Annotated in this window: 12 protein-coding genes and 1 pseudogene; 4 read left to right on the top strand and 9 right to left on the bottom strand. The window is 54.5% G+C overall.

Features of this window, described 5'->3' with window-relative positions; genetic code table 11:
• A partial coding sequence (locus WFO64_RS17025) for an Ig-like domain-containing protein (protein ID WP_337013238.1) occupies nt 1-908 on the bottom strand: 908 nt, incomplete at its 3' end.
• Nucleotides 909-2,153: 1,245 nt separating this feature from the next.
• Nucleotides 2,154-2,822 carry a YecA/YgfB family protein gene (locus WFO64_RS17020; protein ID WP_337013237.1) on the bottom strand — a complete coding sequence of 223 codons (669 nt, stop codon included), beginning with the start codon at nt 2,820-2,822 and terminating at the stop codon, nt 2,154-2,156.
• A gap of 241 nt (nt 2,823-3,063) precedes the next feature.
• Here WFO64_RS17020 and WFO64_RS17015 point away from each other — a divergent pair, with 241 nt between their 5' ends.
• On the top strand, nt 3,064-4,317 hold the full coding sequence (locus WFO64_RS17015) for a serine hydrolase domain-containing protein (protein WP_337013236.1): 1,254 nt from the start codon (nt 3,064-3,066) through the stop codon (nt 4,315-4,317).
• 132 nt (nt 4,318-4,449) lie between these two features.
• Nucleotides 4,450-4,962: an RcnB family protein gene (locus WFO64_RS17010; protein WP_337013235.1), complete on the top strand. Its 513-nt coding sequence runs from the start codon at nt 4,450-4,452 to the stop codon at nt 4,960-4,962.
• A gap of 32 nt (nt 4,963-4,994) precedes the next feature.
• On the opposite strand, the gene WFO64_RS17005 is transcribed toward WFO64_RS17010, so the two are convergent.
• From WFO64_RS17005 to WFO64_RS16990, 4 genes are all read right to left on the bottom strand, one after another.
• The gene (locus WFO64_RS17005) at nt 4,995-6,107 is read right to left on the bottom strand and encodes an NAD(P)/FAD-dependent oxidoreductase (protein ID WP_337013234.1); all 1,113 of its coding nucleotides are present in this window, start codon (nt 6,105-6,107) and stop codon (nt 4,995-4,997) included.
• Between the two features lie 19 nt (nt 6,108-6,126).
• Nucleotides 6,127-6,888 carry an amino acid ABC transporter ATP-binding protein gene (locus tag WFO64_RS17000; protein WP_337013233.1) on the bottom strand — a complete coding sequence of 254 codons (762 nt, stop codon included), beginning with the start codon at nt 6,886-6,888 and terminating at the stop codon, nt 6,127-6,129.
• The gene (locus WFO64_RS16995) at nt 6,881-7,687 is read right to left on the bottom strand and encodes an amino acid ABC transporter permease (protein ID WP_337013232.1); all 807 of its coding nucleotides are present in this window, start codon (nt 7,685-7,687) and stop codon (nt 6,881-6,883) included. Before WFO64_RS16995 ends, WFO64_RS17000 begins: the two co-directional genes overlap by 8 nt.
• Before the next feature lie 61 nt (nt 7,688-7,748).
• Entirely contained in the window at nt 7,749-8,561 is an 813-nt protein-coding gene (locus WFO64_RS16990; RefSeq protein WP_337013231.1) for an ABC transporter substrate-binding protein, read from the bottom strand.
• A gap of 193 nt (nt 8,562-8,754) precedes the next feature.
• On the opposite strand from WFO64_RS16990, the gene WFO64_RS16985 reads away from it, so the two are divergent.
• Nucleotides 8,755-9,840 (top strand): LacI family DNA-binding transcriptional regulator, encoded by a 1,086-nt coding sequence (locus tag WFO64_RS16985; protein ID WP_337013230.1) that lies wholly within the window; start codon nt 8,755-8,757, stop codon nt 9,838-9,840.
• A gap of 5 nt (nt 9,841-9,845) precedes the next feature.
• Here the strand turns inward: WFO64_RS16985 and WFO64_RS16980 are convergent.
• A pseudogene (locus WFO64_RS16980) lies at nt 9,846-10,367 on the bottom strand (aminotransferase class I/II-fold pyridoxal phosphate-dependent enzyme); the annotation flags it as partial.
• A 90-nt stretch (nt 10,368-10,457) separates the two neighbouring features.
• Between WFO64_RS16980 and WFO64_RS16975 the strand changes: the two are divergent.
• Nucleotides 10,458-11,171: a GNAT family N-acetyltransferase gene (locus WFO64_RS16975; RefSeq protein WP_337013228.1), complete on the top strand. Its 714-nt coding sequence runs from the start codon at nt 10,458-10,460 to the stop codon at nt 11,169-11,171.
• A gap of 152 nt (nt 11,172-11,323) precedes the next feature.
• On the opposite strand, the gene WFO64_RS16970 is transcribed toward WFO64_RS16975, so the two are convergent.
• On the bottom strand, nt 11,324-11,515 hold the full coding sequence (locus tag WFO64_RS16970; protein ID WP_337013227.1) for a hypothetical protein: 192 nt from the start codon (nt 11,513-11,515) through the stop codon (nt 11,324-11,326).
• A gap of 232 nt (nt 11,516-11,747) precedes the next feature.
• The gene (gene opgB / locus WFO64_RS16965; RefSeq protein WP_337013226.1) at nt 11,748-14,039 is read right to left on the bottom strand and encodes a phosphatidylglycerol--membrane-oligosaccharide glycerophosphotransferase; all 2,292 of its coding nucleotides are present in this window, start codon (nt 14,037-14,039) and stop codon (nt 11,748-11,750) included.
• Nucleotides 14,040-14,208: the final 169 nt, after the last annotated feature.

Genomic DNA, 14,208 nt, shown 5'->3' with positions numbered 1-14,208 from the left:
CCGCTGAGGGTCGGCGTGCTGTCGCTGGTGGTTGCGCCGTCGGCGATTGCAGTACCGGCGTCGTCGGTCAGGCCGGGCGCGGTGGCGCGGGTGTCGACGGTGACGTTGACGGTGTCGCTGACCGCGTTGCCGTCGGCGTTGGTGCCGTCGATGACCAGGGCGTGATCGCCGTCGGCCAGCGGGGCATCGGGGGTGAAGGTCCAGCTGCCGTCGGCATCCACGGTGGCGGTGCCGAGTTCGCTGTCGCCGTCGGAGACGGTGACAGTGGAGCCGGGCTGCATGCCGTCACCGCTGAGGGTCGGCGTGCTGTCGCTGGTGGTTGCGCCGTCGGCGATTGCAGTACCGGCGTCATCAACAAAAGTTGGCGTTGTGCCCGGAATAACACTGGCAGCACTGCTGTCTTCACTGGTTGCTGCAGAGTTGTTTTCATTCGCTGCTACAGAGTTGTTATTTCTGGATCCACCACTGCCACCAGAGTTTGATGCTGCAGCCACACCAATCAACGCGGCCAGGCCACCTAAAACACCGCCCGCGACATAGACATTGTCTGCAATGAGCGGATCCGTCGTGTTTGAGACCAGTTCATATACGCTATTAGCCGCATCATAGTTATACACATAGACCACACCGTCAGGACCAGAGGCAGTCATAACCGGCAGTTCTTCTGCGCTGACGTTTTGCAGCACCATGTCATACTGCTCACCGGTTACATCATCCACCAGCTTAAATTTCATCTGGCCGTTAGCTTTTGACGCAATGATCTTATGCGGAGGCTGCCCATCAACACGGTGTACTTCATAGGACGCCGCCTGTGGCGTGGACTCTAATGCCAGCGACTGTCCAGGTTGTAAAGCATGTTTAGCAATAACATTGCCATTACTGTCTTTAATAATTAATTGTATTTTCATTTTTCACCATAGATGTCGAAATGAACCTGGCGATTAATAAATATCCAGGTGTTGCTGTGTTAAGCTAATAAAATTTATTTATAACAGTGAGTTAACCTCCAGATCGCAGTGGGTTATGGTCAGGTAACCCGGTGTGATAAAGATGGCCAAAAATATATGTTTTATCTGAAAGCTTTGTAATTAGTGTGATTTGACACTACGTTTAATAATGCAAACCGGTTTTTTTAAGCCTTGCTACAGGGTTGGCTATTTTTTACATGGCAAGGTTTCATCCTGTCTCACGGCTGAAGTGCTTATCATCAATGTTTATTCTACAGTCCGACTTCTGACAGGGTTGTAGCTGCTGGCTGAAGGCCTGTCGGAGCGAAAAAATAAGTCTGTATAATTTCTATTACCTCTGTCTTATAGCGTTAGATGGATGATTTAGTTATTTCATTAACTGCAATCTGCATCCTTGCAAAAAAAATCAAGAAAGGAAACTGACAGACCCTGATCCCTACGTGCTAGTGATCTGATCTGGTTGAGGGGTTTTTTTCAGGAGAAAATAGAAATTTAAAGCTATTTTTATATTTTAAATTCTGATTTTTATCTAAACGGGAGATGTGGACAGGAATATTTTGTCAACCAACTGTAAATCTATCTCATGTGCTGCTAAAGGCCCGGAAATAACCACTGCGTATTATCATTCTGGAAAATAATACTTAAAATCAATAAGTTAAATGGTGGCGTTTGGTTTTTCTGAGTCTGCACTTTCGAAATTAAAGCGTTCGGAAAGCGATTGGCAATAAATTTATTTTAACAAAAATGAATCGTGCATTGTTATATGGCAATAAATAAGCGCTATTCATTTTTAGCATTAAATGCACTTTATAAAATCAGTTAAGTCATCGGGCGGACAGAGTGCAATTTTATAACTTTTGTTAAAATAAATATGCATATCAATCAAGGATCGTGGGAAATGATAAAACGGAACCCGCTAAATCTCTTGCAACGTATATGGTTGCTTTTTGAACATGACATCTTTTATTTTTTTTGGGGGGGTGGGTGGCGTGGGGCGCTATTAACTGTTATGCCTGAACGGACATCATTCTTATTACAGACGGATAAAATCACGCTTATCTCCGCGATAAAGATATTGTTGTTCAGGTCGGTAGCTGTTTAATCGCTGGAGGGCGCGGGGAGATTATCTGGCGAGGCGTGCCGGGTGGCAGTGACACCCGGCAGATCGTGAGGCTAAACAGTTGCTCAATGCAGACAGCACTGCTTATATTTTTTACCGCTGCCGCACGGACAGGGATCGTTGCGGCCGGGCAGTTTCTCTGCCGCGACAGGCTTCTGTGGAATGGCGATGGCTTCCGGCTGGGAGATCCAATGGTCGTGCAGCGCCAGTGCAGCAGGGCGGATCGCCTCAATACTGATTTCCATTTCGTCCGGCGTCATAGCGTCGATTTTTTCAAGGTTCTCTTCCACACCGTGCAGGGCGATAGCGGCCAGCGCAGGCTGCAGATCCTGCGGCAGGGCAGACCAGTCGGTCAGCGCGACACCGCGCATATAGCCGAAACACCACTCTTCCACCACGGTAAATTCCAGACCTTCCATCTCGCGGATGCCAAACAGCGGTTCGAACTGCTCAGGGAATTCAGATAAGCGGTCAGCCACGTCATTCATATGCTGGAAACAAAGCGACATAAAACGCGTCATTTCACGTTCGTTGCTCCATTTTGGAATCTGCTTCTCGCCACCCCATAGCGCCACCAGCCACTGGCTGGGCTCGACGGTGACGGGACCGGAGAGAACGGCAGTCAGTAGGCCGTCCAGCTCGGAGACATCAATAATCGACGCCTCGCTGCCATATTTTTCCAGCATATCTTCCAGCCATTGCAGCTCTTTTTCGGACAGTGGGCCTTCTTTCATGCGGTTGCCTCCCGGGCATTTCAAAATTTCAGCGCGGCGTTGAGCCTTTAAACCGCTGCAGTGTACACCCTTGTGAGCTGCAACACAGCTAACCCTGTTCTGGCGTTACCCGGCGGTCAACCCACGTTTAACACCTCTTTGACCCTGTTATGCAGGCGATAGCTCGCAGCACTTTATGGTACATTTTTGCGCTACAGCCAGTCTGCTACGTATTAAATAAAATTAAGATAATGATTAATATATGAAAAATGGAGTTTCCTTCAGCCGGGCTGTTACTATTTATCACACAAGGATGGCCACTATCGGCCAGTGGATTGGCAGATTAACAACGCGATTCATACCCGCCGTGATCTTCCTGCTGGCGGGCTGTGGAAACCTGTCGCAAACTTCCGCCCCGGTGGGCGACCGCGTGTATCTGACACACGCCACCTTTCGCGAAAATGTCGACGATATCGTGCACCACTACATGCTGAAGAAGCAGGTTCCGGGTATCAGCATTGCGGTCATTCATCACGCTGGCCCAACCCGATATTACTCTTTTGGCGTCACCGATCGGGTGCATCGTTATCCGATTACCCCTGATACCCTTTTTGCGCTGGGATCACTGAGTAAAGGTGTGACGGCAGAAGTGATTATCCAGCTGGTTGATCAGGGCAAGCTGCACTGGAACGATACACTGGCCGATCTTCTGCCGAAAGACGTTCGCCTCAGCGCTGACGCGCAGCGCATCACGCTATTGCAGTTGGTAACGCACACCTCCGGTCTGCCGCGTCAGGATATGGATCTCCCGATGCTGCTGCAGTTCGTTCGTTATCTGGACACGGGCGAGAACTTCTATGGCAATCTGGATAGCGACACCCTGCTGAGTTATCTGGCTGACTTCTCAGCACCAGCGGTACGCATGCCACACTACTCAAACCTCGGCTATGCGCTGCTCGGTTTTATCGTGCGCACGCGTTTTCATCAGGACATTCAGATACTGGCGTCACAGCTTATCTTCACACCGTTAAAAATGAACCAAAGCAGCTTTGTACCGCAAACGCTGGCGGGCTATCCGCTGCGAGCGCTGGGTCATGCAGGCGATCAGCCGAAATTTATCCGCCGCGGCACGCTGACCCCTGACTGGCATTTTCACGGCAACATGGTGGCAGCGGCCAGCCTTTACAGTAATGCGCGCGATCTGAGTGCCTGGCTGCGCGCACATCTCAGTACCACCGGGAATGCTGCGCAGGATCGGGCTTTCGCGGCGGTAGATCGGGCGTGGTATCAGCAGGGTGCGCAGGCGCAGAATATCGCCTGGGTTACCGACACTATCGAAGGGCAGCAGATCACCTATCAGGTGGGCTATATCGGTGGCTACGCCAGTTTTATCGGCTACGATAAACGTAACGGTAATGCGATTGTGGTGCTGCAGAACGGCTTTAACTGGAGTAACTATTTAGGCATTGCGTTGTTGGTCGATCTGGCAACTCAGGATAAAGTGGTCGGACAGTAATCCGTTACCTGGCCTGTGTGCAGTGGAGTGAATAGCGCTGTTTTTCCTTACACATAGCGCCAGCGCGCCGGAACTGAAGTGCGATAAAAATTGTCTTTAGCCTGACTGTCAAAATTCAACGTGGAAATCATTATGCGCAGGACTCAACGTGTACTTTTATCAATGGGATTACTGGTTGGCTCGCTGAGCCTGATCCCCGCTGTACAGGCCGCTGGCGAAGCAACGGATACCGTTCCGCCACCGCCACCGCCACAGATTCAGCCCGCTAATCCTGATACCCAGCCCGCTGCGCCTGATACGGACAGCGTTCAGTCGGATACCGGTGCCGCGCAAAGCCAGGCACCCGCCAGCTCACAATCAAATGATGGTATTACGCCGACTACGCCAGCACCGTCTAACGGCGCGCACCCTAATTACGAACTCAGCACCATCATCATTGATTACAAAGAGTACAAAATCGGTGACATGGTGCCAGAGAAGTACACCGATAAAACCTACACTATTGGTGAGTGGCAAAAGCGTAATCTGCCTGCTCCGCAGGAAAATACCCACTGGGCCTACATCAACGCTAACTACATTCTTATTACCAATGACACTGGCAAAATCGTCATGGGTAAATCGGGCGATATCTTCTTCCGTGGTTAAGTAAATCAGCCGGTCGTGATGACCGGCTTTTTTTAGCTGAAACGCTCAGCACCAAAGCTTGCCAGCATCGGATGCTTCTCTCCGCTTACAATCTCTTCCGCCAGTAATTCACCGACAATCAGCGCCAGGGTTGCGCCCGAATGCGTGAATGCCACATAACAGCCCGGTACCTTCTGCAGTTGCCCCAGCACCGGATCGCCATCGCCTGGAATCGGCTTCAGGCCAATCTTCCAGCTCTGGACACTGAGCGGCTCATCACCTCGTAACAGTCGGCTCGCTTCCTCTGCCAGCGTTGCCACGACCTGCTTATCAATATGGTAATCGCCCCCGGCCAGCGGCTGGATATCAGCCTCGTACCAGTCATGATCAAGGGCGTAACGGTTGCCGGGGTTTGGTCGGATGGCGGCACGCGGTGTGTTGAGCACCGCTTTCAGCTTATGTCTGCTCGGTTCAGTGATCACCAGCATGGAAACCGGCGATCCGTTGGGGATGGTCACACCCAGCGGTGCAACCACCTCCGGTGTCCAGGGACCGCAGGCAACCACCACCGCATCTGCCCGTCGTTCACCCTGTTGGCTGCAGATGCCACAGGCCCGGCCCTGATCGGTGATCACGCTGGCTTTACCGGCATGTTCAATCACTTCACCACCGCGGGCACGGAACTGATTCACCAGATAATCTGTCAGATGCGGCAGGCTGACCCAGCCTTCACCGGGATTAAATATCGCCTGTGACGGCAGCGCATCCGGATTAATGGTCTCATCTGCCTGCGCCACGTTATTAGCGGTCATGAGCTGTGAGTCGTAGCCATGTGCTTTCTCATAGGCATGTCGCGCCTGAGTCCCGGCTGCATCGTCGCTGAACCAGCAAACCCCACCATCAAAACGCAGCCAGTCGAGGGCAGGATGTTGAGCAAACAGGGTGCGATAGCGATCAATGCCCGCCATGCGCAGCGCGTGATAGGGCCGGGAACGCTCACCTGCTGAGTTGAGCCAGGATAGCGAACGACCCGATGCGCCGGAACAGAGCGCGGCTTCGGTGATCAGTGTTACCGCCGCCCCCCGTTTTGTCAGCTCCAGCGCCGTCGATACACCGATGACGCCACCGCCCACCACCACCACTTTCATTTCTGTTTTTACTGCCATTATCCGGTTCCTTGCTCAGTTACAGCACTTCAGAGAGAAAACGTTGCAGTCGCGGCGACTGCGGCGCATCAAAAATGGCAGCCGGCGGTCCGGCTTCAACAATTTCGCCTTCATCCATAAACACCACCTGATCCGCCACTTTGCGCGCGAAGCCCATTTCATGTGTCACCACCACCATCGTCATGCCGCGACGACAAAGATCAGCCATCAGCGTCAGGACACCTTTTACCAATTCCGGATCGAGCGCTGATGTCGCCTCATCAAACAGCATGACCTCAGGATCCATCGCCAGCGCGCGGGCAATCGCGACACGCTGCTGCTGGCCGCCGGAGAGATCGCGTGGCCGGTGATCGGCGCGCTGACCCAGGCCCACCTCTTCAAGCCGCTGACGTGCAATCGCCATCGCCTGCGCTTTGGGCAGGCCTTTGACCCGCCACGGCGCCAGTGCCACATTCTCCAGCGCACTGTGATCGGGGAAGAGATTGAAATGCTGAAACACCATGCCAATCCGCAGCCGCAGCGCATCTGGCTTATCGCGCAGCACGGATCGCTCAGCCAGTAGCACATCCCCCGATTGCGGTTCATGCAGCCGGTTAATGCCGCGCAGTAATGTTGATTTGCCCGAGCCGGATGGTCCAATAATGCAGGTGGTACTGCCAGGCGCGACCCGCAGCGAAACCTTACGCAGCACCTCAATCGGGCCATAGGCCAGCGTCAGTTCGCGCAGCTCCAGGCTGGCACCGTGCCAGTTCGCGCCGGCTACGCCGTTCAGGTTATTCATGGTTGCCTCCGATTCGGGGATGAGTGACCAGCGCACCGCTGGACGGTCTGACTTCATCCACCTCTTTTAAGCCGCTGAGCGGTGCCGTCAGGCGACGGCGGCCGGTGCGATAACGAACATCGACATAGTTGACCATATGCGTCAGCGGCACCGTAATCATCAGATAGAACAGCCCGGCCAGCATCAGGGGCGACAGGTTGCCGGTGAGCACCGCCGCGTCCTGGCCCACGCGAAACAGTTCCCGCTGTTGGGTCATCAGGCCCAGCAGGTAGACCAGCGATGAATCTTTAATGATGGCGATGAACTGGTTAACGAGGGCGGGCAGGACGCGTCGGATCCCCTGCGGGATCACCACCCGTCGCATTGCCCGGCCATAACTCATTCCCAGTGCACGGCAGGCTTCCATCTGGCCGCGTTCAACACTCTGAATACCGGCGCGGAAAATCTCGCCCATATAGGCGCTGGCGATCAGGCTGAGAGCGAAGATCCCCAGCGGATAGGGCGTCGGACCGAACAGTTGATAGCTGAAACGCGCCAGGCCCTGACCAATCAGCAGAATAGTCAGAATCGAAGGCAGACCGCGGAACAGATCGGTATAGAGCCGGGCAGGGAGCCGCAGCCAGCGCGAGGGCGAAATGCCCATCAGCGCCAGCAGAAGACCAAACAGCGTGCCGAGCAGCGTTGCCGCCAGTGAGATAATCACCGTGTTGACCAGCCCGGTGGTCAGCATCTGCGGCAGCACTTCCATCAATGATGGAAAATCAAAGAAGGTGCGGGAAAGGATCGTGAGCAAGTCCATCGCCGTCTCCATGCAGGGCGGGGTATCCCGCGATTAACTCAGGACGCGAACGTCCGCATCTTTACTGACCGCCAGGCAGATACTGTTTGGGCATTGGCGAGCCGGGGAACCACTTCTGATAGAGCCGTTGCCAGGTGCCATCCTGCATGGCTGCTTTGATGGCCCCGTTCAGGGCGGCCTTAAAGGCGGGTTTGCCTTTGGCAATGGCAATACCGGCCGGCGCATCAAACGAGGGGATGTCGGCGGCAGAGACCAGCCTGAAGCGTTCTGCGTAGCTTTTTGCGGCTTCGTAGTCGAGGAAGATGGCGTCGAGTGTGCCGTTGTTAAGTGCAGAAACGGCACTGTTGTTATCCGGGAAGCGCACGATATCGGTTTGGGTGAAGTGTTCGACGGCATAGCTCTCCTGCAGCGTGCCCTGAACCACCCCGAGCCGGTGTTTTGCCAGGCTGGCGACATTCTTCACGCCGCTGTCGTGGCGGGTCAGAACGGTGAGAAATCCCGCCAGATACCCGGTAGAAAAATCGACCGTCTTTTCACGAGCCGGGGTGATGCCGATAGCGGCTACCGCCGCATCATACTGGCCGTTGGCCACCGCCGGCATGATGGCCGAGAAGTCCTGACCAATAAAATCGACCTTATCGATTCCGATGCGATGGGCGACATCTCTGAAGAATTCGACGTCGAAGCCGGTGAACTGACCGCTGGCATCGGTGAAGGTGTAAGGTCTGGAGTCGCCGACGCTGGCGACGCGTAGCTGACCCGGTTCGATCAGCCCATAAGAATTGTTATCGCTGGCAGCTAGCGTACAGAACGAAAGTGAACAGAGTGCGAGCGTGGTGCCGAGCAGTTTGCCCAGGGAGGTTTGCGATTTCATAGCTCATCCGTTTTTGCAGGTTTAAACATCAGAGACTGTTGAGCCAGCGATTATAATTGAGACCGGTCTCAACACAGGTGGCACCTTAAGACGCAGGCGTTGTGAGACCGGTCTCAAGAAGTTAGAATGAGTTTAAGCACAGCCTTTTTTCGGCGTCAATATTCCTGTCAACAACTTGTGATTCAAAATAATTATGACGAGTCAGAAACGACAATCGAAAGCGCCCACCGTCGCGGATGTGGCGCGTGCAGCAAAGGTATCCAAAGCCCAGGCGGCGCGCGCGCTGGGTGGCTATGGGGCGGTCAGTGATGAGGTGCAGGAGCGGGTCAATAGCGCGGCCGCCGCGCTGGGTTACCGTCTGAATGCCCTGGCCCGCAGCATGAACACCGGTCGTTCCAACACCATTGGTGTGATTGTCGGCGATATCGAAAACCCCCACTTTGGCCTTGCGCTACGCGGCATGGCGGATGTGGCGCGCACTGCGGGCTACCATCTGCTGCTCAGTAACAGCGATGAGAAGCTGCAGGCTGAGCAGGATGCGGTGCGGGTGATGCTGGAAAAGCGGGTCGACGGCATTATCGTTGCGCCCTGCTGTTCAGAGCACCAGCACAATAGACACCTGACCCAGGTCCAGGAAGAGGGCAGAGCGTTGAAATTATTTGATCGCGCCGTCACCGATCTTGATGTAGAAGCGATCTGCTGCGAATTTACCGACGTCGCCGCAGAAGCAACCACCCGGTTACTGAAAGCAGGGCACCGGCATATCGCCTATATCACCAGCATGGCGCTGGCAACCGCCTACAGCACGCCAGGCGATTTTGGCCTGACGCCGGTCGCTCAGCGCGTTGGCGGTATGATGCAGGCATTTGCCGCCAACGGCGTGGAATTTGATCCGACGCTGGTGAAAGTGAATGCGCTGGACGAAGCGGAGATTGCCCGTATCGTGGCTGAGCTGTGGCAGCGTCCGCAGCCGCCCACTGCGCTGGTGGCCTCTGACAGCGTGGTCGCGATGTGGCTGCTGCGCGAAGTGACACAGCGCGGGGTACGTATCCCTGCCGATCTCTCATTTGTGATGTATGACAACTTTCCGTGGAGTGAGATTGTCACGCCGCCGCTGACGGTGGTTGCACAACCGGTGTATGAGATGGGCCGTGAAGCCGCACGACGGCTGATTGCGGAGATACGCGGTGAAGCAGTTGGACCGATGCCGCGTTTTGATGCCCGCCTGATGATTCGCCATTCAATTGCCGCACCGCCCAGCCTCATCAGCGCGGAATAAGACGCTTAACCCGGCCAGCCCAGTAACCGGCTTAGGTGGCGCGTGGCTGCGATAATTTGCGTGTCGCTGCTGTTGCCATAACCAATAACCAGACCCTGCTGCATCTGTTCAGTCAGATAGAAGGTCGAGAGCGCAGTGGGCGCAAAGCCAGTCTGATACAGTTTGCGGGTGACAGCGACGTCATCCCGATGAGGATCGAGTGGCAGCACCAGATGCATACCGCTGTCACCGCCCCACAACGGAATCGGCTTACCCGCAGCGTGCTGCAGTTCGGTACGCAGCAAGGCCTGACGCTGACGATAGAGACGACGCATTTTGCCCAGATGGCGGCGATAATCCCCCTTGAGAATAAAATGGGTCAGTGCCTTCTGCTCCAGACGGTTACCGCCGCGCAGTAACTGATGGAGTGCCGGTCGCAAACGGCTGACCAGCGGTGCGGGCAGCACCATAAAACCGATACGCAGCGCAGGGAACAGTGTCTTGCTGAACGAGCCGAGATAGATAACCGGAGCATTATCGGTCATGCCCGTGGATCTATCATTTTTCCTGATTGTGGTACTTTTTAACCCACCACGATAGTGGCAATCTGCAGATACCATCTGTAACCGGGAGGCAACATGTCACAACATACCAATCAGTATGGTCAGCCGGTCGGTCAGCCTTTACCAGACTGGCACCCTCGTCCTTTACCGCAGCATCAGATTTTTACCGGCGAGGCATGTCGTCTGGAGCCCTTCAGCGTAGTTCGGCATGGCGATCTACTGTTTGAGGCCTGGTCGCTGGCTAAGGATGGGCGTGACTGGACTTACCTGACTGCAGGTCCCTTTACCGGGCACAAGGCGTGGCAGGATTATGCCGCACAACTTGAAGCCAGCCGCGACCCGCTGCATTTCGCCGTCATCGATCTCGCCAGCGGACAGGCGGTGGGCAGCCTGTCGTTAATGCGCATCCAGCCTGAACATGGTGTGATGGAGGTCGGGCATGTCGCTTTCTCACCCCGGCTGAAGCAGACCCGCATGGCAACGGAAGCCCATTTCCTGCTGATGCGATACGCGTTTGAGACGTTGGGTTATCGCCGCTATGAATGGAAGTGCGATAGCTGTAATGCCCCTTCACGTAAGGCGGCAGCACGGCTTGGTTTCCGTTATGAAGGCGAGTTCCGCCAGGCGATCGTCTACAAAGGGCGTTCGCGTGACACCAGTTGGTTCTCAATCATCGACAGCGAATGGACGCAGGTGAAAAAGGGGCTGCAGCGCTGGCTGGCGAAAGATAACTTTACCGTCGACGGTCAGCAGCGCGAGAAGCTGGAGGCGCTGCGCGACATGCCCTGACCGGTTAGTAACCGGATGAGATGAGAATATCTTAAGGACCGCCGTCAGCCGGATGGTGGTCATCAGGATAGAGAGTTTGATGCGGCGCATATCGGTAGTCAGGGTTACCATGTCATTTCGAAGGCTGTCGACAGCTGCAGTTAACCGGAAATTCATTTCGCAGAGAGTGACATCCAGCTTATCCACTTTGCCGTACAGCTGATAAAGCTGGCAAGCTGCTTCCCGACCGGTTCAGACGGCCATTCCTGCTGCATATCGGTAAACACCTCAACCATCGCCTTCGCTTGCTGATCGTCGATCCCTGCCTGCTGCAGAGCGTTAAAGGTTTGGTGGGGGCTCATCATTGTGCTTGCCATCACGATACCGCCTTCTGCATTTCAGCAATGACAGCATAATGACAGGCAAAAAATATATCGCGACCAGGGCCGGTTGTATTTTGCGCATCGTTCCAAAAAATATCAATGAGTACAACAGGTAAGGTAAAGCGATGTACGGGCTGTCTCGCAACCTTTAGCCAATGGCAGGCTGAGGCGCCTCTGCGGTAATCCGTAGAGGCGGGAAGAGACAACGCGGGTGTTATTGTTGTGGCACGATTTTAATTTCAACCATACCGATTCCCAGTTTACGCGGATCCTGACCGGTGATATTGCCGGTGTTACTCAGCTGTGGTTCAGGTGGTGCAATTACCAGACGATGGCTGGCACCTGGGTTCTCAAAATGCAGGATATGCGTCGATATTTCTTCACCCAGCGACAGCAATTGCTGCTGCTCGCCGACCCGAACCGGAATCGCCCGGTGTGCGTTAGCGCCATACGCGCGCGCGGTGATCACCAGATCGAACTTCGCGGGCAGCGCATCGACATAATCAATTTGGACCTCAGGTGCGAGATTGGCGTTAGACCAGCGTCCCCAGATCTCTGGCCGTGAGATGCCGCTGAAACTTTTAACATTCTGCGGCGCGCCAGGCACATTGAGGCGGAAGCTGTCGGCGCTGTAGCGAATATTGTTATCTTCAATACGGATCTGTGCCAGATTTTGCTGATAACGCGCATCGCTGATAGCGCCGTCCGGGAACCGGACTTTGTCTTTCCATTGCGGTTTATCGACGCGCGTCACCGAGGGCGTGCCGCCGAGCTGCCCCATCGCTACACAAAGATCGCCGGAGAGTGCCAGCGAAGGCTGCCAGAGTCGTGCCATTTTAAAACAGCGATCCACCCAGAGAAATTTATCGGCTGAGGCGAAATCTGCCAGTTGATAGCGCAGCGGTGCCGAGTATTCCCCTTCCGGCATTGGCTCAACATGTTTATCACTGATACGGAACAGGATCGGCAATTTAAAGGTGGTCCCTGAGAAGCTGAAGGTATTCTTCGCCTGATCCACCGCGAAGTTGTCCATCTTCTTCGGGAAGTTCCACAGCTGGATAATATCGGGCTTCCAGCTCATCACCTTACTCTTCATATCGTCGAACTGGGTGGAGAGAGAAAGAGAGGAGAGGCTGCTGCGGCCCAGGCCAATCGCGTTGTCACCGCCGAGAATATCCAGCAGCGTGGCACCATTATCCAGCGTACTACGCTTCGCCTCCATCAGTTCCGCCTGCGGCTTGTCACCACGAATCACCATGAAAAGATTGCGACGGGGCTGTTTGACCAGCCACGGGTGCGCAGTGTTGTTCATCGCCAGATGATCCGAGCTCACCACAATCACGGTGTTTTTGAACCACGGCGATGCTTTAATGCGCGAAATCAGGCCCGCCACGTGCTCCTGTGAACAGGTGACCGCACTGAATGACTGATTTGGTTTGCCCTCAATGCTATAGCTTTTGCGATCGCAGCTTCGCGAGATAAACCCGTCAGGATGATGGGTGTCGACGGTCAGCGTAAACAGTGCAAAAGGTTTACCGGCCTGAGAGAGTTCCTGATACTTCTCAAATACTTCATCCATCACCGTATCGTCGTAATAACCCCAGTTATTGCGATAGGTAGGATCGGCGACGCGGCTTTTCAGCTCCTGTGAACCATAAAGGTGAGCGGAATCAAAGCCGTGCGATTCCAGGAAGACATCTTTACCTGCGAAACGCAGATCGGCACCCTGAATAAACCAGTTCTCGTAGCCGGAGTTTTTCAGGATGTCGCCCAGACAGACGTTTTGCGGATAAAAACTGGAGAGCGAAGCTGACGCATTGCCGTCAAACGGGGCAAACAGCGGAATGCCGCACTGTGAGGCGACCATACCTGCGATAGTGTAATCGGTACCTGGCAGCTGTTCGGTCTCGCTGAAGTCGATGCTCTGCGCTTTCTGCCGGCTCAGTTCCGGCGTCAGGCCGGGAAAGGCGATGGGGTCGAAATAAGTACGCTCTAAGCTTTCACCATAGATGTAAACCACGTTGAGGCGAGGCTGTTCAATGCGATTACGCGGCACTTTATAGAAGTTTTCGAAGTCAGAATCAGCCAGTTGGGTATGCGACACAATCAGCGTCGCGACCTGGCGAAAGGCCGGGGTGGTTTGTACCGAGCCGAGCGCGCAGGCGACCGCCAGCAGCGACCAGCCTATGTGATGCGGACGTTTACGCCGTCGCAGAATCCACGACAGCAGGCAGAACAGCAGAAACAGCACGATAATCAGCCCAATCGCAGGCACCACATATTTACTGACGCCCGCGCCGGTCAGGCTATTGGTCAGGGTATAGAGTACCGCATCGTTGATGCCGTCACCGGTAAAATAGTTGCTGGCATAGAGGGTGGCATTCAGCACAACGAAAAGCACCAGCAGGATAAGAACAACAATAAACCAGAATTTATTACGCCCGGCTTTAAAAGAATAGATAGCAATAGCGGCCAGAAACAGCACGACGGACACCAATTCGGACAAAGGCAAATCCTCTCTTCAGGATTACGCGAGGCTTCACGCAACCAGCCACCTTCGGGAGATGGTTTTTCGACAATCTATATTGGCTGTAATCCGGCTGCAACCTATCCGGCCCGATTTGTGCAGTGAAGAGCAGATTGGTTTATTGTCATTTCAGAAGTGAGGTTATCAG

The sequence above is a fragment of the Pantoea sp. AS142 genome (genome assembly GCF_037152305.1).
Lineage (GTDB): Bacteria > Pseudomonadota > Gammaproteobacteria > Enterobacterales > Enterobacteriaceae > Pantoea.
This window is presented reverse-complemented; position numbering and strand designations above follow the sequence as displayed.

Excerpts from the sequence above, each read along its gene's own strand:
- WFO64_RS16990 (WP_337013231.1), bottom strand. The coding sequence starts at position 8,561 with ATGAAATCGCAAACCTCCCTGGGCAAACTGCTCGGCACCACGCTCGCA.
- WFO64_RS16985 (WP_337013230.1), top strand. The coding sequence starts at position 8,755 with ATGACGAGTCAGAAACGACAATCGAAAGCGCCCACCGTCGCGGATGTG.
- WFO64_RS16995 (WP_337013232.1), bottom strand. The coding sequence starts at position 7,687 with ATGGACTTGCTCACGATCCTTTCCCGCACCTTCTTTGATTTTCCATCA.
- WFO64_RS17020 (WP_337013237.1), bottom strand. The coding sequence starts at position 2,822 with ATGAAAGAAGGCCCACTGTCCGAAAAAGAGCTGCAATGGCTGGAAGAT.
- WFO64_RS17000 (WP_337013233.1), bottom strand. The coding sequence starts at position 6,888 with ATGAATAACCTGAACGGCGTAGCCGGCGCGAACTGGCACGGTGCCAGC.
- WFO64_RS17010 (WP_337013235.1), top strand. The coding sequence starts at position 4,450 with ATGCGCAGGACTCAACGTGTACTTTTATCAATGGGATTACTGGTTGGC.
- WFO64_RS17015 (WP_337013236.1), top strand. The coding sequence starts at position 3,064 with ATGAAAAATGGAGTTTCCTTCAGCCGGGCTGTTACTATTTATCACACA.
- WFO64_RS17005 (WP_337013234.1), bottom strand. The coding sequence starts at position 6,107 with ATGGCAGTAAAAACAGAAATGAAAGTGGTGGTGGTGGGCGGTGGCGTC.
- WFO64_RS16970 (WP_337013227.1), bottom strand. The coding sequence starts at position 11,515 with ATGATGAGCCCCCACCAAACCTTTAACGCTCTGCAGCAGGCAGGGATC.
- WFO64_RS16975 (WP_337013228.1), top strand. The coding sequence starts at position 10,458 with ATGTCACAACATACCAATCAGTATGGTCAGCCGGTCGGTCAGCCTTTA.